The following is a 23,452-nucleotide window of genomic DNA, read 5'->3' as shown; positions in this document are numbered from 1 at the left end:
AAAAAATACACCCATAATATTTCTTTTTGTTATATACTTTTATGACATCAAGAAACTAGTATCCTATAACACCTATCCAGTATGAAATTCTTATTACCCATGAAACACCTGTTTTTAGTACTATCCCTATTTAGTACCTTGAACGTTTTCTCTCAGAACAAAAAACTGCTCACCCAAGTCCCTAAAACAGTACCTCCGGGTAAGAAATGGGTATTGGAAGCAAACAAATCAATGCGGGTAGAAATAGGTTCGGGGATGCAAACTTCCGGCAGCTTTTGCAATGCAATGTTCTTTTCCAATCCAGGCATCGTCTTCAATGTAAATAGAGGTAACCTGATGGCTGCAGAAAGCTATGGCATCATCTTCAATGACGCTCAGGCGATTCCTGGTACCAACAAAACAGTCTATGCCATTACACCGATGTCGTTTATCGACAAAGGATTTTCTACTTCCCAGTTAGCACAGGTTGGTGCGGAAAACGTAGGCTCTAAAAAGTTGGTTTTTCTGGCGGGGGAATCTGTGTTTATTGGCAATTGCCTAGAGTCTCTAGAAGTTAATGAAGTAGCGATGACTGCTCAGGAAATTCAATCCCAGCAGGCGCAGACAGGAAAAGCGAAAAAGGAGGAATCTGCACTGCTTGCAAATTTCGTCATTCCGGTAAATACTGATCACGCAGTTGCACCCGGCACGAAACCTGCAATAAGAGACAAGGGCTTCCAGCAGATTATTTTCAAAAGCAATGCAGTGCTGTGGAAGAAACCCGGGAAAGGTATGTCTGCAGATAAATCGGCATGGACAATTACTTTGAATACAAAAACATTCGAGATTCGAAGCTTGAATTATACCCGCACTTTCCAGGTAACAGGAGCCGCATATGACGAAATGTCTCAATCTCAAAAATTTGAGCTGACGGACAGGGAAAATGGACAACCATTTCATGTATTAATCTCCTACAGCGAATCTCAGGAAGAGTACAGTGTTATATTACAAACGAAGGATTATAAGGAAGAGTACCAGTTTCAGGGAGTGCAGTTGAAAGAGAAATCGATGTAGCATTCAATAAATGATGTAAAGCAAAAGGTCGTTCCAGATAGAACGGCCTTTTGTACTCCGTTACTCAATACTCATCGGATGGACTCAATCCTTTGTCCCGTAGCCTGCCGGGGTGGCAAGATACACGATGTCGGGGAATTCTATTAGCGTTTTCTGATTTTATCACTTAAATCTATGTGCGTATGAATTCCATTGGAATGAAGAATAGAAAAGGTGACAAAATCCATTATTACTACGATTTAGGTCACAGTCAGACTCAGAGGCTTTCGATGGGGATCTTTATTTATGTCAAACCCAAAAACCTGAAATAAAATTGCGCAGTTGTACTATTGTCAATTTTACTTTTTAACTTATATTTAGCAAGATAATTAGTCCAAGCCATTGTTTTTTTGGTTATCCGATCAGCCAAGTGTGTATCTTCTTTGTGGGCAATTATCATTAGTTAACCAAAAAGCAATTGTAAATCACATATTGCTGCCAACAGTAAACCTGAACATTTTTCTCTTTTTAAATTACTGTGTGAGATGGAATGGTGTGGAAGTTACCGAAGATAATTACGCTGACTACCGCGCCATGTTTGCCGTTGTGTTCAGCGACTTCTGATCATCCACAACAGGTAGCATATATCATATGGTCCTGTCACCAATATTCATCGTTCTAAAAAAAATTGCTATATGCTATATTACCCTCCCTACACACTATCACCTGCCGAAAGAGCCACTGTTAACCCATTTCTGCGACATGTTATCAAAATATTACTGTTGCTGTTATTGCTTCTTCATTCTTCATTACAGACACTATACGCACAGACGCCCACAGCAGCCGATATCAGTGGAACCATTGTGAACAGCGAAGGTACCCCCCTGCGCGATGCCGTAGTGTTGCTGAAAAGAACTGCCGACTCGGTTATTTATAAAACAGCCCTGAGCAATGAGCAAGGCGTTTTTGCCTTCAGTGCTGTAAAAACAGATAACTACTTTATAGAGATCAATATCCTTGGGTTTGAAAAATTGCGCCGCTATAATTTACAGATGAGCAGTACCGCTATCTCACTCGGGAAACTACCGCTGCAGAGCGCTTCAAATAATTTAACTGGTGTGGAAGTACGAGCCAGAATACCACTGATAGAACGACAGATCGATAAAACGGTGGTGAATGTAGAGAATAGTATCATCTCGGAAGGCGCCAACGTGCTGGAAGTGATGGAACGCTTGCCCGGCGTGCAGGTGGATCAGAACGGAGTGGTCGCCATTAACGGCAAAAGAGGGGTAATGGTATTTATGGACGGCAAAGCTGTGATGATGTCGCCGGAAGATATTGCGGACCAGCTCCGTGGGATGGCCTCTTCCAGTATTTCGAAGATAGAGATCATTGCCAAACCTGGCGCACGCTATGATGCTGCCGGCAGTGGTGGTATCATTAACATCGTCAGGAAAAAAGTGAAGAAGGATGGCTTCAATGGTAGCGTGAATGCGGGTTTTGGGCAGAGCTACTACAGCAGGTATAATGCCGGTTTTAATCTCAGCTGGAGAAGCAAATATTATAATTTCTTCTTCAACGGGTCTTATCAGAACAATAAAAATTTCTTCATCAATCATATTACGAATGATATCCTGAACAATGACGGATTAGTTAAGACCAGGCAACATGCGGATAATGATATCACCCGCGGAACAGAGGCCTATAACCCGGCAATTGGCGCCGAGTTTTATTTGTCGAAGCGGACAACCTTGTCGCTCACGGGTATCGGTGGGATTCAGTTAGCGAAGAACACGACTGACTCAAAGGCGGTTGATTATGACGGTAAATTGTCAACAGGCAGCCAGGATTTTAACAGCATCGTGCACGACAAACCCATTAACTACACCCTGTCCATGCACCTGGCACACAAGATAGACAGCACTGGCAGGGAGATCTCCTGTGACCTGGACTACTCCAACTACTGGAGTCGGGCTAACCAGGACATCAAAAACCGTTATTACGATGTCAACAGCACACTTATGAATGAGGAGAACAGTTTCTTCGATCAACACCGCAAATTGAATATCTATGCCGCCAAAATAGATTATACCCAACTATTGAAAAATAATGCCAGACTGGAATTTGGCTGGAAGTCGAGCTACGTGGATATCAAAAACGACAATAAATTCTTCAACAAGGTAGGCGGTCAGAATATCATAGATTCATCGAAGTATGATAATACATTGAACCAGGAGAACATTAATGCACTCTATGTCAACCTTAATAAAGAATATGAAAAGCTGAGCTTCCTGGTGGGGCTGAGGGCAGAGCATACGTGGAATATCAATGAGCAGCAGTTGCAGCAATTCCGTCTGGAAAGAAACTATGTGCAATTGTTTCCGTCACTGTTTATTGACTACAAACTGAACAAGAACCAGACGCTGAATATGAAGATCAGTCGGCGTACTGACCGGCCTGTATATTCTCAGCTCAACCCATTCCGGCGGCCGTTATCACCGACACTTTTTTATGAGGGGAATCCTAATCTGCAGCCACAGACTTCTGTGAACAGCGAGCTTACGTGGGCGTATAAAGACCGGCTTTTCATTACGTTCGGCTATGATAATTTCCAGAACTACATCGGAACGGTGCCACGGCTGGACAGTAATCAGGTAACGATTACCCGTCTGCCGACCAATATTCATGGTTCCTATTCTTTCAACTTCGATATAGTATATACGAAACAGTTATTGCGCTGGTGGAATACCTCCAACGCTATCTCTTTTTATCGCCAGGCATTCAATGGTATGGAAGATGATTATGTACTGAATAACAATGGTATCCTGTCTTTTAATTTTGATGCCATCAACACTTTTATTTTAAGTAAAACATTTTCTGCCGAGTGTAGCTTCAAGGCGGTATCGCAGCACCGGGTGATCGCTACTACTTTCGGTGGCTATTACATTCTCAGTGCCGGTGTCAAGCAGATGGTGTTGGGCAACAAAGGATCGGTGGCGTTCAAAGTCACGAATATCCTGCAATCTGAAGATGAGGGATCGACCTATAGTTATAAAAACCTGAATCAGTATTGGCTGATCAACTTTTATTCGAGAGCTGCTACGATCAACTTTACTTACCGTTTCGGGAAAGGCAAAGCGCCGAAAATGCGTACAGAAAGCGGTTCCGCTGATGAACAACGGAGATCAAAAGGTGGCAGTAACTAGTTGACAAGTACTTAACAGCCAATTACTACAAGATATTGATTCCCAGGATTATGGAGTGCCTGTTCTGGATGGGTTCAAACCCCTAGTTCGATTACATAGACCCGCTGATTAAGAGTCAGCTACCCAGATGGGAGTCGAACCCACACCTATGATCCGGATTGGATTCGAACCAATGACCTACTGCTTAGGGGCAGTTGCTCATAAGGTCTCAAGCGGATTCGAACCTTATTGTCTATTGTAGCGGATTGGATGGCTGCGAAGAAAGTTTTTTTCATTTCAATGAATGATACTGATAAATGGCCACCATCAGTACCTCCACCTCGCTTTGCCTGTAACGTTCCGTCCTGGACGGGGACTTATCCTCTGCACAGTAACGACTCATCAAATATAGTAACTCCTACAACTGCGGATCTCATACTTACTGGTTTCTTCCACACACATTGTTCCAGATTGTTGGAGGAGCAATATTTGTGCAGCAAGATCGCTGCTTATTCTTTCACGGATCATTTTGTGTCCATCCCACTGGAACAGGGCTTTCATTGCTGAAATATATCTATAGATAACCGCTCTTAGACATTTTAATACCAATCGTTTTTAAATCCTACTACTAACTGTTTTAAGTAAGTACAAATTAACTTGTTTTTAAATTGAAAAAGCTATAATTTAACCATAGATATTAATATCAAAACTTAACCAAAATATGGAGATTAAATCGATTGATCACATCGTACTAACTGTCACTGATATTGATAAGACAGTTGCATTTTATTGCGACGTGTTAAATCTAAAAAAAATAACCTTTGGTAAGAATAGGGTTGCGTTAATATTTGGAAATCAGAAAATCAACCTACACAAGAAAGGAGAAGAATTTGAACCTAAGGCTAATCTACCTACTCCAGGATCAGTAGATTTGTGCTTTATTGCTGAAACCAATATCATCAATGTTTTAAACGAACTAAAAGAAAAAAAAATTGATATTATAGAGGGAATAGTGGAAAGAACAGGAGCTATAGGAAATATAAAATCTATTTATATTCGTGATCCGGATAAAAACTTGATAGAAATAAGCAACTATTCATAATCAAATTTCAACCAATTTTGCACTATCTAGTCCTAAGAAAAACAAACTTAATCTCTATTCCCCAACTTAAAATTATACCGGCCAAAGGGGAGCTAATTCTGTAAGCTTACCTATATTGTGATCCATCAGGGATTAGAGTTTTGAATAATTTCGATATCAAATTTCTTTGCCGAACTCTAGAGGAGAAACAAATCCAAGTGCTTGATGAGGCCTGGAGCTATTATAGTCCTGCCTCCACTCTTCAGCCATAATCCGTACTTCTGCTAACGTGAAAAAATGATAGGCGTCCAGCAGCTCTCTCCTAATTTGTCTCGCTTATCCTTCTTAAAGACCAAGTCAAGTGCCTTTTTGAATTTAGTTTCATCGTCTGGTTGTTCTCCTTGAAAAAGCAGTTTTTCAATATCCTCCCGTAGAAAGTAAACGCGGGAATTGACTTTGTAACGGCGTATTTTGCCGCTCCTTACCATGAATGGATGGTAGGTTTTGTACCCTGAAATAGCTGGCAGACCTCCGTAATTTTGTAAATTGGTTTTTGGGTTAACCCCGGTGTTTTGTACAAAACTGGTGTAGGTTGGTTTCTTTCTAAAGGCATTACTTCCTCTCTGACTACTGTCCTGATCTGCTCTAAAAATTGATCTGGTGCGTAGGGGAAAAACATCGGCGTAAATGCTTTCTCACTTTTTTCTACATTATTCATTTTTTGCTTTTTAGCCCCAAACATAGGCCGCAAAACAGGCGAAAAAAATCTATGTATACTTAGAATACATGTCTTTTATCAATCCCGCTCAAATTTCTGTCTAAGCCGATCCAGAATGACAAGTGCAGCATTATGATCCAGTTCGGTGAAATAGGTTTCTGCTATTTCTATTCCCTTACGCATTTCGGCCCGTTCTTTTACGGACAAACTGGAGGGCTTAAATATCCGGCGCAGGTTTTCTTTAATACTGCCAGTATTAATCAACTTTGCCAATTTATCATCACAGGCGAGGGTCTTGACTCCGGCAGTTTGAAAGAGTACAAAATGTATGATGGTTAAGGCAGGTGTCTTAGTTTGAGTGCGAGCGCTTTTTGTTGGTTCAGGTTGTGGTAATGGAACCTTTTTAGCTTCTTCTATTGCCTTCTTCCTATTCTGGCGATGGGCTAGATTCGAAGTAAACTTTCATCAAACCACACATCTTCATAATGATCATCCCCCACAAATAGAAAGCGCCAGCCCGGAGGTAACCCTAAATAGTCTAAAATTTTAGGATGATTATCTCGTAAATGAAAAATATGCATTGGCTCAAAAAAATCAGCCGTGTCACTAAACTGCTCTCCAGCCCAAATGTACCAATTTGAAGATTGTTCCGATTGAATTGGATTACGCAGCCCATTAATTGGCCATTCAACTGCTGCAAAAGTTTGAGTCGCGATGCCCAATAGCTGCGTAACGGGTGTATGATAATATATTGCACCATATTTAGCACATATTAGCTTTTGCCTCTCTTGCACTTCTTTCTCGAATTTAAACAGTGTATTGTCCATTATTGGGCAGTCTTACAGAGTAAAGATTAGCAGTAAAAATAGAATCTTAACACGTCATTTCATAATTGGGGCCACTGTACGCTTTTCGATAATTGATTTGTATATTCGTAAGGTTAACATGTGGGTCTTTGTAAAGCTGGGTAAACTTTGCGCCTAAACGCAAACATTATAGAGGAAGTTATAGAATAAAACCAAAAAACCTGCGACTAGCGCAGGTTTCCAGTGATCCCGCTGGGACTCGAACCCAGGGCCCATACATTAAAAGTGTATTGCTCTACCAACTGAGCTACGGAATCATATCACTGCTTTCACCGTGATACCCTTGTTTGTAACGGGAGTGCAAAGATAGAAAAAAATCCATTCCAAGCAAATTTATTTCATTCATTTTTAACTCTTTATCTCGAAAAGAATATACTCATATAATTCAAATCAGCCACCACGGCCACTTTCAGCAAGGAAAAAATCTTTCCAAATCCCGAAATCCAATAGGCCACCGCATTCTAAGCGAATGTCATCTCCCGGAAAATCATTATAACAAATGTGGTTAAAAGAATATATTTAGAGACACGATTCACTCGGTTATGAAAAAATTACTCCCTGGCTGGATACTGGCATCTCTTATACTTAGCTCCTGCGGACAGCCACAGACAAGAGTTGCACATGAGCTCTGGTATAAAAACACCAAAGAAAGAATACTTCAACAATCCTCCCAGGAACCTGATAGCGTACGCTATACCTTCAACCAAGACAGTACCCTCAAGACCGCCTGGCAATATCATGATAAACATCTGATGACCAAAAAAGGATTCCAGCAATCTATTTTCAGATTTGAAATCAACTACAGTAAAGACGGACTTTTTGAACTACGGCGGGAAATGTGTGAGAACGGAAAACTTGCTTTTGAAGGCATTTTCTATAAAAACGAAGCATACGGCCTCAGTACCTGGTATGATTGCAAAGGAAACCCCATTAACCAGGGCGTGAAATATAAAGACCAATCAATCGGCAGCTGGAAATCCTGGAAAAAGCCAATGGAAACGCCTGCAGAAATGGATTATGGCAATAATCTGCCACTCGACAGCTTCCCCACCCTGAAGAAGTACTAAAAAAACGCAGACCCGGTAATCGCCTTGGAGGCCCTGAGAAGCCTTGTCAGTACGAAAATGGATCTGCGCGTATCTTCAATATCTTAAATAATTCGAATACGAAGGGAGCGCAAAAATACGCATTTACCCCAAATTCTCACAATTATTTCCAAACAATTCGCAGGCTGAGATTGTAAATAACCGGTAACCGATTTGTACACCAAAATCCCGGATTATGCAATCCCCTGAAAACTCCGAAAAATTCGTTCCGAAAGGAGCTGTCGCCTTCTTTATATTCTTAATCGTACTGGGCATCATACTATGGTTCAGTACCTATTTCATCATGCTCTCCAGGATATAATCATCGCTTATGCTAGATACTTTTGAAAGAAAAGTCATCATTACGGCCATACTGGTGATGGGCCTGTTCGTATTTGCCCTCTTCTATGCACTCGGCGCACGAAAAGCAGATGTAACTGAATGTCTGCCCTATAATAAAACCTACGAGACCGCAAGAGTGGAACAACTGGATAAAACCACCTACCAGATATTCTATGTGGCCAGAATGTGGAGCTTCGAACCATCTGTAGCCTATATTCCAGTAGGCAGCGAAGTAGACCTCTTCGTCACCTCCCATGATGTCGTTCATGGCTTCAATGTGTACGATAAAAATGTAAACATGATGGCCGTTCCTGGCGGCGTTTCCAAAACTACGGTCCACTTCGACCACCCCGGCGTCTATAAAATTGTATGCCATGAATTCTGTGGCACCGGCCACCAGAATATGCAAGCTGAAATCATCGTAAACTACCCGAAAAAATAATGCACTATGCAGGTTAGCAGATTTCTACGTAATACAATCCTCATCGAACTGTTCGTCCCGATATTACTGCTCACCATTGGTATTTACCATGGACTGATGCAGGTCGTTTATCGCTCCGGCGTTATACACAGAGCCGCCGTGGCTAAACTCGACTACTATCAGGGCCTCACCCTGCATGGCGTAATCAATGCCATCGTACTGACTACCTTCTTCGCAGTGGCCTTCGGACACGCAACCGTGGCTTTCTGCCTCAAAAAAGAGCCTAATCGCAAAGCTACTGCCCTTTCCATGTGGCTTATGCTCATCGGCACAGTGATGGCCGCCGCAGCCATGCTCTCCGGTAAAGCATCTGTACTCTATACCTTCTACCCTCCTCTGAAAGCACACCCCGCCTTCTATCTCGGCACTGCCCTCCTGCTGGTAGGCTCCTGGGTGGCCTTCTTCGACTGGGTAGCCATCTATATCCAATGGAAAAAAGAAAATAAAACCACCAACACACCACTGGCTATCATCGGCACACTGGTCAATTTTACCATCTGGTTCGTATGCACGTTGGCGGTAGCCTATGAAGTGCTGATTTTACTGGTTCCCTGGAGCATGGGCTGGACTGCCGGCGTGAATGTCCCCCTCGCCCGGACGCTCTTCTGGTTCTTCGGACATGCACTCGTATATTTCTGGCTACTCCCCTCCTATATCATGTTTTATACCATGCTGCCCAAACTCGCCGGTGGCAAACTCTACTCCGCTAATGCAGGCAGAGTAGCCTTTTTCATCTTCCTGCTACTCTCTATTCCTATCGGCGTACATCACCAGTTCGGCGATCCCTCCATCGGCAGAGGCATCAAACTAACACAGTCCATCCTCACCTTTGGCGTAGCATTACCGAGCTTTATCACCGCCTTTACCATCGCGGCATCACTGGAATATGCCGCCCGACTCAGAGGCGCAAAAGGCCTATACAGCTGGATCTGGAAACTACCTTTCTTCCGGAAAGATGTTTTCCTTTTCGGTTATCTGATCAATGGTTTGATCTTATTTATTTTCGGCGGACTCACAGGCCTCATCAATGCCTCCTATTCCCTGAATAATGTAGTGCACAATACTTCATTTATTCCCGGCCATTTCCATCTGACCGTAGCCGGACCCGTATTCCTGGCCATTCTCGGCATGTCCATTTTCATGGTATCTCAACTAACAGGCAAAAAAATCTTCTTACCCGCTATCAATACCATCGTGCCATACCTCTGGACAGTAGGCGTATTGATATTTTCTGTCGGACTCATGTGGGGCGGACTGATGGGCGAACCCAGAAGAACCAATATGGGCCTGACTTACCTGAACCCCGCCAGTGAACAGTTCCACCCCTATTGGGTAATATCCAGTATGCTTGGACTCGCAGGTGGCGGCATCATGTTTGTGGCTGGTCTGCTGTACTTCATTGTCTTTTTCGGCACCTTCTTTAGCAAACGTACCGCTGCACCAGTCATCGATTTTCCGGTCAGTGAAACGCTGCATGAAGAAAAACGCATTCCGATATTTGATACATTCAAGCCCTGGCTGGCCATGATGGGCATTATCATCTTCCTATCCTACCTGCCGGCTATTTCGGATGCACTGAACAACACCGGTAAAAAAGCGCCACCCTATTTACCTACTGATCCTACACCTGTAACAACAAAATAATGATGGCGACCATGAAAATAGAACGGTCATACCTCCTGCATTCCTGGAAACTCTTCCTGGCATTGCTGATCGGCCTTCCGCTGATCGCTTTCACTATCGTGCGTTTACTGGAAAACAAGTTTGGGAAACTGCCTGTCTATGCCAGCACCACTACGCTAGGTAAGGATCATAATACCAATGGTCAGCTTCCCTCATTTGTGTTTACAGATCAACTGGGACGCACTGTGACCAATTCAGTCATGAATAATCGTATTGTGGTAGCCAATTACTTCTTCACTTCCTGCCCACTGATATGTCCGAAAATGATGTCGCAGCTGGAGCGCGTACAAGGCGCCAATGAAGGCGTACTGATACTCTCTTTCACAGTGGACCCTACAAGGGATTCCCCCACTACATTGATGAACTACGGTACCAGATACGATGTTCATCCCAATACATGGAGATTATTGACGGGCGATAAAAAGTCATTGTATTTTTTCGCGAGAAAGGGATTATTCATTACCGCAACAGAAGGCGATGGTGGGGAGACAGACTTTATTCATAGCGACCGGCTGGTCTTGCTGGATACGCATCAGCGCATCCGCGGCTACTATGATGGTACTTCCCCGGAAGAAGTGGATGAACTGCTGAATGATATAAAAAAACTGCAAAATGAATTATAATCGTTTATTCATTACTGTTAGTCTGATCCTCTTACATGCAGGCGCGCTCTTTGCAGCAGATCCCAAAGATGGTAAAATGCTGTTCCAGGGGCGTTGCGCTTCCTGTCATAGCGTTACAAAGAAAATAACGGGTCCGGCCCTGATGGGAGTGGAAGACCGACATTCAGAAGCCTGGATTATCAGCTTCGTGAAGGGGTCGCAGGCAATGGTCAAAGCGGGTGATAAGGCAGCGCTGGAAGTCTTTAATCAGAATAATCAGGTAGTCATGCCAGACCATCCCGATCTGAACGATGACCAGATAAGGGACATTCTGGCCTTTGTGAAAGAGGAAGCTGCCAATGCGCCAAAAGAAGATAATGCACCCTTTTCCAGGCCGGGAGAAAAGCAGCCCAATCTCATGCCGATGACGATTTATAACTTTCCGTTTATGATCGCATATGTCATGCTGATCATCATCATGATTCTTTTACTAGTCTTTCTCGTCAATATCAAAAGCTATGAAAGGCATATCCATAAAGAAGATTAAAGCACAAGGCCCGGCAAATTTGCCGGGCCTTGCTGTTATTATTTTCTTTTCAGCCAGTTGTCGGGCACCGGCATCAATTTGCTGCCATTCAGGCTATATTCCAGTTTGAGCGTATAACCGCCACCGCCTTCCACGAAGGAAACCAGCAGAGGGTGTACCCCTTTCTGTAAAGCAATCTGACCGCTTTTCTGCACAGGCGCATGCCAGCCGTCATTATTTACAACTTCTTCGCCACCGATATAGAGGATACCGCCATCATCGCAGGTTAAGTAGAAGCTGTAGATTCCCGTTTCCGGTACATCAATGTAACCGTGGAGTTTAGCGCCGAAAGGTTTTCCTTCCTTACCTAGTCCTGCAGGAATCACTACATTACTAACCGTCATAGCGCTATCTGCATCTGCTTTGATTTTAGTCACGCTTTTGAAAGCTCCTTTGTAGAAATCCAGGTTCAGACCAGTTTGTCCGGCTTTTTCAGTTACCGGCGCCAGGTAATTTACCTGACGGAAACGCAGATTGTAGATATCTCCGCGGTTACCGAAACGGGAGAATGCAGCCAGCTTAATGGATTCGGTTTTTGTAATCGCCATTGGCTGTGGCAATTCCGGAGATGCTGCTGTCGGAATACTACCGTCTGTAGTATAGTGAATGGTGAGGTCTTTCAGTGGTTTTTTCACGGCAAGCTCGCCTTTATCAATGAATACATTATCCTCTGTGAAGCCTTCCAGATCTGGAAGACGATAATGAACGCCCATATCATCCAGTAATGTATAGTGAGACGCGAGTCTCTCCAGATAATTTTCATACCGTTGATGGTGCGTCCAGAGTACCTCTGCCAGCGCTGTCATACGTGGCATGATCATGTAATCCGCTCTTTTCTCAGAAGCGATCCATTCGGTCCAGAGATTGGCCTGAGCGCCCATGATATATTTCGCTTCTTCTGCGTTCAGCTGTTTAGGGATAGGTTCAAAATGATAGACATTAGAAATGGAATTTCTGTCAGGCACCGCGTCGAAGTACAGTGGATTACCTGGGGTCATGATCACTTTATTGCCATGTTTGGCCGCTTCAATCGGGGCTTTAGGCACCCAGGAACGCCAGTACATCAGCACAGCGGTTGGACTGATACCACCTTCCAGGATTTCATCCCAGCCAATCAGTTTTTTGCCTTTGGAGTTAAAAAATTTCTCCATACGTTTTACGAAATAGCTTTGCAGCTCTTCCACTGATTTCAGGTTATTAGCCTTCATCACATCCGCGCAGAGAGGGGAATTTGCCCAACTGGTTTTCTCCACTTCATCGGCGCCCAAGTGAATGTATTGGGAAGGAAAGAGGGCAGCTATCTCGCTAAATACGTCTTCTGCAAATTTGAATGTTTCCTCTTTACATGGACATATAGGCGTACTGAAAGTTACTCCCCAGCCGTTTTCCTGGCTGCAGGCCAGGAATGGATAGGCTTTGATGGCCGCCATCATATGACCTGGCATATCAATTTCAGGAATAATTTCTATATGACGCGCCGCAGCATAAGCGATGATATCTTTCATCTGCTTTTGCGTATAGAAGCCACCATACATGGTTTTACCGTTACGCACAACAATATGTTGCGTATCGATGGCCATATCCGGATTCTCTTTCGCTTTACTCATGCAAACAGAATCCTGGTTGTTGAACGTTCTCCAGGCGCCCTGGGAAGTCAGCAACGGATACTTTTTGATTTCAATTCTCCAGCCCTGGTCATCTGAGAGATGCAGATGCAGTTTATTCATTTTATAGAGGGCCAGCATGTCGATATACTTCTTCACGTATTCGATGGAGAAGAAGTGCCGGGCTACATCCAGGTGCATACCGCGCCATTCCCAGGTAGGATGGTCTTTGATATCTGCCGCTGGCAGGTAGAAAGATTTCAGTCGGTCAGCTACCGGCGTTCTGTTTACCGGGAACAACTGGTGCATGGATTCAATACCTCTGAAAATACCGGTACCAGTGCGGGCGGAGAGGGTTACTCTTTCCGGCGTGATCTGGAGGTGATATTCCTCTTCTCCAGTGATGGTGTTGTCTTGCACCAGTACGATGCTGCTTGCTCCAGGTTTTGCCGCTACAGGTAAAGGACCGCCGAGATAGGTGGTCATCAGTAGCTGGAGCTGTTTAAGCTCATTGGCAAATACTTTGGGAGCAACGATATTTGTTTGTCTGCCGATAATAAATTCTCCTTTCGCGGTGGTTATTTCCTGCGGGTAAGGGATCAGCGGATACCGTCCCGGATCAGCGTCCTGGGCGGCCAGTGTGGAGCTGTACAGGATTGCGGCAAGTACAGTCATCTTCAGTGGTTTCAACATATTCAATCGTTAAGCTAGTTTCCAAACCGGAAAATTAAGGTAAAAGGATTTAGCAAACTGGTGCGATATTAGTAAATCCTGCTTCTATCTTGACTTTACGAATATATTTCAGGATTTGTAAAAAATCAGGTTTATTTGCAGATCATGTCACTTTATATTACTTCTCTGAATTCCGGCAGCAACGGCAATTGTTATTATATAGGCAACGAAACGGAAGCTATTCTCATCGATGCGGGTATATCCTGTCGTGAAACGGAGAAGCGTATGACTCGGCTGGGCTTGAGTATGAGTCGCGTGAAAGCGATATTTGTTTCCCATGAACACACCGATCATATTAAAGGAATTCCTGTTATTATCCGTAAACATCAGTTACCAGTTTATATAACGCCAGACACGATGACCTCCGGACGCCTGGATATCCAGGAATCATTGATCCGTCGTTTCATTTCCTATGAGCCGGTGACGATAGGCGGATTGCGGGTAACGGCCTTTCCCAAGCTGCATGACGCCGTGGAGCCACATAGTTTTATGGTAAGTTCAGCGGAAGTGAATATTGGTATTTTCACGGATATAGGCGCGCCTTGTGAGCAATTGATTCATCATTTCAAGCAATGTCATGCTGCTTTCCTGGAAGCTAATTATGATGAGACCATGCTGGAAACAGGCCGCTACCCTTATTTCCTGAAGAACAGGATTCGTGGAGGGCATGGCCATCTCTCCAATACACAAGCCCTGGAATTATTCCGTCAACATCGTCCGGAGTACATGACTCACCTGCTCCTCTCCCATCTTTCCAGGGATAATAATAACCCGGAACTGGTACATCAACTGTTCGCACAAGAAGGCACCGACACAGAAATTGTGGTGGCATCTAGAGACCAGGAAACAAGCGTATTCAGGGTTTCCGCCAAAAACGTGTAGTCGTTTCCGTTATACTCTAAGAAAAAAATTAAAAATAAATTTGGGAGATATAAATTATTTCCTACTTTTGCGCTCCCAACACAGGGAATGATTCCGTAGCTCAGTTGGTAGAGCAATACACTTTTAATGTATGGGCCCTGGGTTCGAGTCCCAGCGGGATCACAACAGAGAAATCAAAGGTTATTAAAGCCGCTTAAATCATCCGATTTAAGCGGCTTTCTTGTTTTTATCAATAAAAGGCAAATCATACAAAACGAATCTGAAAGGATACATAAAAGGATACACAAAAAAATCTAGGTTAGTGTATCCTTTTTTTGAAATACTTATCAGTAAAGGGTTTTAGGACTTACAAACCGATATAAATCAGACCAAACGAAACCTAAACATCGGTACTCAAACTTTCTGGACTATGAAAGCAAGTCAAGATTTATCAATTCTTTTCATCTCCGCTACGACAATTTAAATCCTGAAGGAAAGGCAACAATTTGTGTTCGAATCACCGTTACCCGTTTTCACTGGGTTACAACGTTGATCCCCAAAAATTCAATAAAGACACTGGCACTATTATCGGAAAATCTGCTGAAGCTGTAGAAATCAATAACCATATACAGCATGTAAAAAGTGAACTTATCCGGCATTACAACCTCTTAAAAGCGATTGCCCCTACCGTAACTCCCAGATAATAAAAAATTCCTATAACGGTATCAACAGGGAAAAGCCTACACTTTTGGAAGTAGTAGATTTCCATAATGAGAAGTTCCAGGAGGTTGACAAGGATAAGCGCAAAGGTAGTACTTTGAAAAAATGGGGATTCCACCAAAAATGAAATCTCCGCTTTCCTTACCTGCGTTTTCAAAAGGAAGGATATATCACTGGGCCGCATCGAATATGCTTTTGCAGAAGATTTCTTCGACTACCTTACTTTAACGGAAGGGCTTCAGGATAACAGCGCAATGAAGTATACTAATAACACTAAGCATATTTTAAAGTTAGTAGTCCAATCTAAAATTGCTGTACGCAAATCCTATTGAGAATTATGAAAGGCAGATTTTTTTTGCTTCACAACAAACCATACTGCATTTTTTCTTCTCTTTCTACTCCAGTCAATATATTTTTTATCCACATCCAGCCAATCAGCAATATTTTTAAAAACAACCGAACTATTTTAAAATGATATTGTTATAATGCTGAACCTACATCTAGTTTTTGTAATGAAGTATTTTTTTTCATAAGCTCAGTCCATACTTTTAAAAAGTATTAATGAATTGCAATTATGAAGAACCCCAATTGAACTAGCCGATAAAACAAAATCTAGTTAACGTATTGATCGATCCAATTTGAAATGTAATATTTTACTTTAAATGCATTTGACTATAAAAATGCAGAGACTATACATATTGCTCCGACTTCAAATGGACATTTAATCCCATTTTCCACTATTAGTTTCACCTGAACTAAAACAAATACAATATACCTTTAAACTTATCAAATGAGTAGTACAAATGTCAATCTGGGCCAGTATGATATGGTCCTGGCTTTATCACAAAGCAAAATTAATTTCGAGATCGAGATGCTGTATGACCAACACGTCATTAACCGAAACTGGCAATTTCTCACCAGCCTGGACGGTGAAACGCATATAAACAGTTCAGACAACTCGTTTGTCGCAGTAAAAAAAGGCTGGCTGGACAAGAATGAGTATGAGAAAAAAAAACAACAGCTTGAGGCCGAATTAGAACGCATACGAACTAAGCTGGAAGATGATGATACACCTAAAGAAGAAAAACCCGAACTGAGACGCCAAAAAGATCAAAAAAAAGCTGAAATAAAGGCGGTGGACGATCAGGAGAAATCCACTGCCAAATACGAGGTGCTGATGGATGCCACGATCGACATACCAAGAATAGAACTAATAAATGGTTCGCACACCGAACTAATGTTCTATTTACCCATAAAATCCGGAAATTTGGGTTACTTGAAAAGCCAGAAAATAGCAAATGTAGATTTAGCCGGCATGTGCTACGCTTTTAAAGTGTCGATAGGTAAAATAAAAATAGATGATATTGACGGCATGTATGTGATAAATGATGCCAAAAAAACTGAGCTGCGGAAAGGAGGGCTAACGAACGACGATTTTACCATAGAATCAATTCTACTTAATTTTCAGAATACGAACGTTTCGCAATACGACAAGGAGAAAAGCAAATTACCGGAAGATGCCACCCAGCTAACCAACCTGCAAGTTTCCGTTACCAATTATTTTAAAAACATTGCAAACAACACTAATCCCTATGTGCTGGGATACGCCATACAAAAAAATAAACTGGCAGAGCGCGATAAGGCAATGCTGTATCCAACCGGGGCTTCGTATTCTACATCAGCCAGCCAGGTAGAAAGAGCAACTGGTTTTAACTTCTTGCTGCTTACCGAAAATCATCAGTTTCCTTCAGGCCCTACTGCCGGGCGTATAGACAAGAGTTTGATAGAGAATGTAAAAGACAAGACGGTCACCACTAACGGCGTTATCGGCATTAACTACGGCACCTTTATCGATGTATACCTTAACCAGCTTCACGCAAGCGTTATAGATAACTTTGATAAAGCATTCAAAAAATCGTTTCCCGATTTTTATGGCAGCCACAAGGCCGAGGGTGACGATGAAGTGTTCTCGTTCTCAAAGCCCGGCTTAAGAATGAACTTCAACCTGGAGCGAGGTCTTTTAAAAGACGAAAGTGACAATTATATACACCTGTCATACCAAATCACTGTAAGCGGCAATGTGCATAAGGAAGTGCCTACTAAAATAATTTTTGACAAAATTAATACCGGTACGGTAGGCGTAGACCAAAAATTTTCTACTGAAGGCAAATATGAGTTAGAAGGAAAAAAAGGCGCGGCCGGCTCACTGTCCATCAAACTCGGAGCCTCCAAACAGGGAAAGCTTGAAGTAGTTCCCAACTATCAGCCACCGAGCATTGGCCGCGATACCGAAAAGCCGGATTGTAAAAGTATCTTCGAAGCGGTCTGGCTAAAAGTAGCGCGGTTCATAAATCCGTTCGGCCTGGTAGGTGGGCTGGTATCCATATTTGTTACGGATGATCCGCATAAAAACATCGTGAAGTTTGATGGTGATGTTTTTAAACCATTTGATTTTGATGCACTTAAAGACTTCTCCAATAAAGTAGTACTGCCCGGATCGAACGTATATACCTTTAAAAATGTGCGCCTGTTAAACGGGGATCTGAATAGCAACGATGCTGTGCTGTTTGATATTGCTTATGCGGTTGCTTCAAACTAATGAACACCTAAACAAATTGACAACATGAAAGACAACCAAAATAAACAGAATAAAAGCGGGATAAGGGCTGATTACCAGTGCGAGTTCATGCAAAATTATGTCGCCGAAAGTACCATCGATTCTGGCAAAGGTATCGAATCGATAAAGATCGGCGACGATGGAGCTGTTATTTTCTTTATTGGCAAAAACGGCGTACTTACGGCCCTGATAGCTGCAAGCGGAAGCGATTCGGGTTGGGATGCTGTTACACTCTCTACAGAAGGTTTTACAGCTACTGCTTTTGATATTTATCACGATGAAAAGACCGGTAAATTCATTCTGTGCTTTGCCGAAACAAAGGACGGCCAAACAACACTTTGGGTTTCGGATGAAATATCGCTCGGAGAAGATCAGCTAAAGAAATTTAAAGGCAGCTTAACCTACCGGTCGAAAAAGCTGGCTTCCCCTGAAAGTACGATCAACCACATTACCATCCATTCCAAAGGCGTGCTGTTCAGTACGGTTTCAAAATCGACCGATGCGTTATATTATCACTTTGAATATAAAGATGAGCCGCAGGCTTATACCCTTCCTGAAAATACAAAAACGATTCGGCAGTTGACCATAGGCAGCATGTACGGCAAAGCCGGTGTATTTTTATTGTATGATATGCCGGAAAAGGGACGCACCATGCTGTTTCAGGAATTTCCGGTGCCCAAACGCAAAGAAATATACGAGCACCGATTTGAAACCGATAAAGGTAAAACCATCAATTGCTTCGACCTGGTGGCCGACGAAGAGGGCAACAGCATCTTGTATACTGCCGGTGACGGCATCTACCGGTTTAAAGACGCCAGAGCAGAAAAAGAAAAGATCGCCGATGTAAATATTAACTATACCCGGCTTGATGTGTCAAAAAACAACGGCGAGATTACCGTGTGGGCCATCGGTAAGGGTACCGGCGAGGCATGTCTTTACTACCTTACCAATAATTATTACCAGATAGGCACATCGGGTAACCAGCAGCTTACAGAGAGTAACTGGACAAATCCGCTACCGATGTATCAAAACATCACAGAGTTTTCGGCAATAAGGGGTAAAGATTATGTCAATCAACTGTTTCTTTTCAGCGACAGCGTAAATAACGGTGCACCCGGTTTGGTACATTTCTGGCAGGACGCGGTGAGTAAAAACTGGCAGGAAATGGCGGTAGGCGTGGCAAACCTCAACAAATCTGTCGAACTGAACACTTACACTACAGAGGTGAATTTCTCTAAAGAGGTACCGTCGGCCCAGGCAAATGGTAAAATCAGCATATCGAGTAAGGAAAACACCATTTTGTATATCAATAACAAAAAACATTTCCTAACCATAGGCAAACACATCGAGCTCGATTATATCAACCGCATCAATATCATTTGCCCTGTCGATTCCCTGGCGGCACCGGCCATTACCATCAGCGCGCCGTTCCTGGATGAGCCCCTACACATCGAACCGGCCAAAGGAATAGCGGAGAAGCTGACGAAAAAAATAAAATCGGGCGCCGAACTTCGCAGCGCAAAAAAGCAAAACGGCGAATCGTTGCTAAAAGGCAACTTTAATCCAGAAACGCTTGACAGCGTGGCATCGGCTATCAAAAACATTGCCGGTACTGCGATAACATTGTCTGGCCAGGGAAAAGAAAATCCCCAGAACGCCATTACGCAAGTCTCCTTTGGCGGCACGATACCGGCAAGTGCAAATTTTTTGACGGATATCGGCAATACCATCGGCGATTTTTTCAATAGTATAAAAAAGGGATTTATGGAAATCACCTATTTTATAATAGAAAAAGTGGAGCAGGGCGTGCAGTTTATCATTAAAGTGGGTGACAAGGTGATCAGATGGATAGCAAACGCGGCAAAAGACGCCATCAGTTTTTTAGAAAAGATATGGGAAAAAGTGAACGTGTTTTTCAAGGACCTGGTAGAGTTTATGGCCTTCCTGTTTGATTGGAATGATATTAAAGAGACTAAAGAAGCGCTGAAAATGACCATTACCAAAGGCCTGAAATCGATAAGCCCGGGCCTGAAAGAACTTGAAGCTATGGCACTTGATAAAATACACGGGTTTAAAAAGAACTTGGAGCAAGTGCTTAGCTTTGACGACCCGAGCCTGAATAAAAAATTTAGCGAGATGGCCAACTCGCCCGCGCCTTATGAGGGTAAACAATTAGACTCACGCACGAATTGGCTGGACAGTAAAAAAGAGGTTGTTTTTGGCCACACGGGTGTACAGTCTGACGGTGTGGATGTGAACAAGCTAAGCAACGTTAAAAATACCAGCCACGACCCTGATCTGAAGACAGTATTAGACCTGATCATCGACCTGTTTAAGGGAAAGCTATCGCTGGGCGAGTTTATTAAAAAAATGGCCAAAGTGATCATCGACCTCACTTTCAAGGCTATCGAAGCAATAGTAAAAGAACTGTTTGAGCTGATCATCGATTCGGTAGATTTTATTGTAAATGCCCTGAAAGCTGAAATTAACGTACCGCTGTTATCCGATATTTATAAAAAGATAAGCGGTTCTCCACTCAGCATCCTCGATTTTATCTCGCTGCTCATCGCTATCCCGATGACGATAGGTTACAAGCTGGCAAACAACTCGGCACCGTTTAAGGACATTACTGCCGAGCAATTTTCAAACAACATTGTAGCATCATTAGCATAAAAAATATGGAGACATCAATAAACTTAAGCGATACACTTGTAGCAACAAAAACCGGCGACGAAAAATACAAGGCTGTATTGCAATCCGCAAAAGTAGCGGTAGGCAGCCTTTCGCTAATTGTTTACGCGGTTGAACGCGGCATACGGTACGGCGATATACCCGCCGACCTCAGCGGCGTGGATGCGGCGCTGAATGCAGGTGGCCCGGTTGAAAGATTTAAAGAAGAAATAGCGATCCCGGCGAAAATAATAAAAGCGATATCCTACGGCATTATGGCCATGACCTTTTTCGATGCCATATTCGACTACATGGATTCCACAAAAAAAGAAGTAGTTTTTCTGGGGATACCATTGACGAAGGTTTGGAGAAGAACAGTTATGTATATCGTAATCGCATGTGTGGGCATACCGATGGGCTTATTGTATTATTTCAAACTGCATGGTGCTGCATCGGATGCCGCTAAACGATGGGAAAAACAAATTAGCGTAATTACCAACCTGGGCCAATGCTTTTACGGTATCGGCCAATTGATTTTTTGGATTAAAAATCCAGAGATATTTAAAAATAAAAAAGTATTTATGGGCTGTAATATCACCAACAATATCACCTCCGTGGTAGAAATCTCGGGGGTAGATGTTGTGCTTTATTCTGCCGACTTAGGTATAGCGGCCGGAGCGGGTTACATAGTGGTATATAGCGCACGTACCGTAATCAAAACAGGCGAAGTAGTAGGATTGGCCATAGCCGATTGATCTTTAAAAAGATGATCGTGTGTAAAACCGTTCTTATTTCATAAATACTGATTATAGAAATCAATTCTATTGTGACGTTGTCGCTGATACCATCATTTTTATTTTCCAACATACAAGGGATGTTGAGGTAAAATTTAAATGTGCGGTTTCTGCTGCTGAAGTTGAACGGTTATTAAAGCCGCTTAAATCACCCGATTTAAGCGGCTTTTTTGTTTTTACCATTAAAAGGTAAATCATACAAAACGAATCTGAAAGGATACATAAAAGGATACACAAAAAAAATCTAAGTTAGTGTATCCTTTTTCTGGTAGATACTTATCGGCAAAGGGTTTTAGGACTTGAAAACCGAAACAAACAAAACCCAAATCGGTAGCCCAAAACTTATTTGACTATGAAAGTAAGTCGAGATTTATCAATCCTCTTTCATCTCCGGTACGATAACAATAATTCCAACGGAAAGGCTACTATCTGTGTCCGTATTACTGTTACGGGTTTTTCCAGAGATGTTTTTTTACCGGGCTATAAAGTTGACCCGGCAAATATATTGGTCATTTACTTCACCAATAATCCTCGGTGAAAAATAGTTGTCAAGACCTAAAAAGGCATCGTATAAATTCATCTTTTAAACAGCTTGCTTTTTACGATTTTGCCTTCTTTTTTTGCACGATAATAAAGTGCTATTCCAATAAGCAATAAAAAAGATGCTGTAAAAATTGACCCCTCAATTCCAACTGCACCACCTGTTAATAATTCCGGACCATTAAATTTTGATTGAATGATACTGCCCATATCATTTAACCCTGTAAGATTCGAGCCATAAAAAGGCTGAGAAAAATTCCAACCTAAATGGAAGAAAAAAGGCAACCATATTCTTTTAGTATAAATAAACATCATCGCCATAGTAAACCCCCAAATTAAATCAAAAAAAAGGCTAAATAAGTTGGAATTAGAATTAAAAATATGCTGAAGCTCTACTAACATTCCAATAACAAGGGCTGGATTAGTCCCTAACCAATTTTCACAGACCCTTATTATTAATCCTCTATGAAATAAGTCTTCGACTAAGGCCGCAAGCATTAATACCGTAAAAAGCTTTATGGAGTAGTGAGTTGTTGTAATACTAATAGCCTGATAGTACCCTAATAAGTATAAAATGAAAATAGATAATGAAATTGTAAAAAAACCAAAGAAAAACCCTCCAAACATTTCTTTGGGTAAATATTTTATGGATAGTTCTGTTATTTTTCTTTTATCATACAAACGGAATAAATAGTAATAAGTGGCTAATAAAACTATAAAAGAAACACAGTGAATAATTGGGTCGGCAATACTTTTATCGTGAATAATACTATGAAAAAATAGCTTTAATACAAAGTTTTGAATTAATACAAATAGAGAAAAACAGACGACAATTCCAATGATAATTTTTGTTATTGGAAAATGCAGCACTCTTTTGATAGTTACATTCATTATTTAAAGTTTTTACAAATAAAAGTATATAATAACTTTAGAGTAAGTACATAAAATAAAGTAGGCTACATACTAAAAACATAGCAAAGTTGATTATCAATGCTTTAAATTTTTAAAAAATGAAAAAATATTAAAAAGGCATATAGTGCCGTCGATTATGCTTTTCAGCGAATAGGTGGAAGGTCGAATTTTATGGGTACTTAGAGAAGGGTGTCTCAGGTATGGAGAGTTTAACAGAGCGATGGTTGGGATAACTCCAAAAATGCTAACCTAAACATTAAAAGAATTAGAATCAGATCGTGAAACGCTTTAATGGGTGTTGCCTCATTATCGAAATGGGATATACAACCATCGTGAAAAAA

Annotated in this window: 19 protein-coding genes, 2 tRNA genes and 1 pseudogene; 16 read left to right on the top strand and 6 right to left on the bottom strand. The window is 42.1% G+C overall.

Going from position 1 to position 23,452, the window contains the following annotated elements; translation table 11 throughout:
• The first annotated feature begins 99 nt into the window (after positions 1–99).
• The 3 genes from CLV59_RS21800 (at position 100) to CLV59_RS21790 (ending at position 5,319) form a co-directional block, all read left to right on the top strand.
• A complete protein-coding gene (locus CLV59_RS21800) occupies positions 100–1,053 on the top strand; it encodes a hypothetical protein (RefSeq protein WP_111594188.1) in 954 nt (317 codons plus the stop codon).
• Positions 1,054–1,727: 674 nt separating this feature from the next.
• Positions 1,728–4,238 (top strand): outer membrane beta-barrel protein, encoded by a 2,511-nt coding sequence (locus CLV59_RS21795; protein ID WP_111594187.1) that lies wholly within the window; start codon positions 1,728–1,730, stop codon positions 4,236–4,238.
• A gap of 700 nt (positions 4,239–4,938) precedes the next feature.
• Complete coding sequence (locus CLV59_RS21790; RefSeq protein ID WP_111594186.1) at positions 4,939–5,319, top strand: VOC family protein; 381 nt, start codon at positions 4,939–4,941, stop codon at positions 5,317–5,319.
• A gap of 156 nt (positions 5,320–5,475) precedes the next feature.
• Here the strand turns inward: CLV59_RS21790 and CLV59_RS29505 are convergent, their stop codons facing one another.
• The 4 genes from CLV59_RS29505 to CLV59_RS21765 all read right to left on the bottom strand — a co-directional run bounded on the left by CLV59_RS29505 (position 5,476) and on the right by CLV59_RS21765 (position 7,139).
• Positions 5,476–5,625 carry an integrase core domain-containing protein gene (locus CLV59_RS29505; protein WP_111594185.1) on the bottom strand — a complete coding sequence of 50 codons (150 nt, stop codon included), beginning with the start codon at positions 5,623–5,625 and terminating at the stop codon, positions 5,476–5,478.
• A gap of 154 nt (positions 5,626–5,779) precedes the next feature.
• Positions 5,780–6,016 (bottom strand): DNA-binding protein, encoded by a 237-nt coding sequence (locus CLV59_RS21780; RefSeq protein WP_211324001.1) that lies wholly within the window; start codon positions 6,014–6,016, stop codon positions 5,780–5,782.
• A gap of 443 nt (positions 6,017–6,459) precedes the next feature.
• The gene (locus CLV59_RS21770; RefSeq protein WP_111594183.1) at positions 6,460–6,843 is read right to left on the bottom strand and encodes an immunity protein Imm33 domain-containing protein; all 384 of its coding nucleotides are present in this window, start codon (positions 6,841–6,843) and stop codon (positions 6,460–6,462) included.
• 223 nt (positions 6,844–7,066) lie between these two features.
• A tRNA-Lys gene (locus tag CLV59_RS21765) sits at positions 7,067–7,139 on the bottom strand.
• A gap of 285 nt (positions 7,140–7,424) precedes the next feature.
• Between CLV59_RS21765 and CLV59_RS21760 the strand changes: the two genes are divergently transcribed.
• From CLV59_RS21760 to CLV59_RS21740, 6 genes are all read left to right on the top strand, one after another.
• The gene (locus tag CLV59_RS21760) at positions 7,425–7,949 is read left to right on the top strand and encodes a hypothetical protein (RefSeq protein ID WP_111594182.1); all 525 of its coding nucleotides are present in this window, start codon (positions 7,425–7,427) and stop codon (positions 7,947–7,949) included.
• 214 nt (positions 7,950–8,163) lie between these two features.
• Positions 8,164–8,289, top strand: coding sequence for a hypothetical protein (locus CLV59_RS29355; RefSeq protein ID WP_262511909.1), 126 nt, complete (start codon positions 8,164–8,166; stop codon positions 8,287–8,289).
• 9 nt (positions 8,290–8,298) lie between these two features.
• A complete protein-coding gene (locus CLV59_RS21755; RefSeq protein ID WP_111594181.1) occupies positions 8,299–8,751 on the top strand; it encodes a cupredoxin domain-containing protein in 453 nt (150 codons plus the stop codon).
• A gap of 6 nt (positions 8,752–8,757) precedes the next feature.
• On the top strand, positions 8,758–10,434 hold the full coding sequence (locus CLV59_RS21750; RefSeq protein ID WP_111594180.1) for a cbb3-type cytochrome c oxidase subunit I: 1,677 nt from the start codon (positions 8,758–8,760) through the stop codon (positions 10,432–10,434).
• An 11-nt stretch (positions 10,435–10,445) separates the two neighbouring features.
• The gene (locus CLV59_RS21745; protein ID WP_170137862.1) at positions 10,446–11,096 is read left to right on the top strand and encodes an SCO family protein; all 651 of its coding nucleotides are present in this window, start codon (positions 10,446–10,448) and stop codon (positions 11,094–11,096) included.
• Positions 11,086–11,622, top strand: coding sequence for a c-type cytochrome (locus CLV59_RS21740; protein WP_111594178.1), 537 nt, complete (start codon positions 11,086–11,088; stop codon positions 11,620–11,622). Before CLV59_RS21745 ends, CLV59_RS21740 begins: the two co-directional genes overlap by 11 nt.
• Before the next feature lie 38 nt (positions 11,623–11,660).
• Here CLV59_RS21740 and CLV59_RS21735 read toward each other — a convergent pair whose 3' ends face one another.
• Positions 11,661–13,940, bottom strand: a complete 2,280-nt coding sequence (locus CLV59_RS21735; protein ID WP_111594220.1) for a family 20 glycosylhydrolase — start codon at positions 13,938–13,940, stop codon at positions 11,661–11,663.
• A 162-nt stretch (positions 13,941–14,102) separates the two neighbouring features.
• Here CLV59_RS21735 and CLV59_RS21730 point away from each other — a divergent pair, with 162 nt between their 5' ends.
• From CLV59_RS21730 to CLV59_RS21705, 6 genes and pseudogenes are all read left to right on the top strand, one after another.
• Entirely contained in the window at positions 14,103–14,879 is a 777-nt protein-coding gene (locus CLV59_RS21730; RefSeq protein ID WP_111594177.1) for an MBL fold metallo-hydrolase, read from the top strand.
• Between the two features lie 89 nt (positions 14,880–14,968).
• Positions 14,969–15,041, top strand: a tRNA-Lys gene (locus tag CLV59_RS21725).
• Positions 15,042–15,700: 659 nt separating this feature from the next.
• Positions 15,701–15,910, top strand: a pseudogene (locus CLV59_RS29500) (phage integrase SAM-like domain-containing protein); the annotation flags it as partial.
• A gap of 458 nt (positions 15,911–16,368) precedes the next feature.
• Positions 16,369–18,177, top strand: a complete 1,809-nt coding sequence (locus CLV59_RS21715) for a cell envelope integrity protein TolA (protein ID WP_111594175.1) — start codon at positions 16,369–16,371, stop codon at positions 18,175–18,177.
• Between the two features lie 24 nt (positions 18,178–18,201).
• The gene (locus CLV59_RS21710; protein ID WP_111594174.1) at positions 18,202–20,868 is read left to right on the top strand and encodes a hypothetical protein; all 2,667 of its coding nucleotides are present in this window, start codon (positions 18,202–18,204) and stop codon (positions 20,866–20,868) included.
• Positions 20,869–20,873: 5 nt separating this feature from the next.
• Positions 20,874–21,620 carry a hypothetical protein gene (locus CLV59_RS21705; protein ID WP_111594173.1) on the top strand — a complete coding sequence of 249 codons (747 nt, stop codon included), beginning with the start codon at positions 20,874–20,876 and terminating at the stop codon, positions 21,618–21,620.
• Positions 21,621–22,235: 615 nt separating this feature from the next.
• Here the strand turns inward: CLV59_RS21705 and CLV59_RS21700 are convergent.
• Entirely contained in the window at positions 22,236–23,090 is an 855-nt protein-coding gene (locus CLV59_RS21700; protein WP_111594172.1) for a CPBP family intramembrane glutamic endopeptidase, read from the bottom strand.
• Between the two features lie 175 nt (positions 23,091–23,265).
• On the opposite strand from CLV59_RS21700, the gene CLV59_RS29495 reads away from it, so the two are divergent.
• Positions 23,266–23,364, top strand: a complete 99-nt coding sequence (locus CLV59_RS29495) for a winged helix-turn-helix transcriptional regulator (protein ID WP_211324000.1) — start codon at positions 23,266–23,268, stop codon at positions 23,362–23,364.
• Positions 23,365–23,452: the final 88 nt, after the last annotated feature.

This window comes from Chitinophaga dinghuensis (genome assembly GCF_003259435.1).
Taxonomy (GTDB): Bacteria; Bacteroidota; Bacteroidia; order Chitinophagales; family Chitinophagaceae; genus Chitinophaga; species Chitinophaga dinghuensis.
This window is presented reverse-complemented; position numbering and strand designations above follow the sequence as displayed.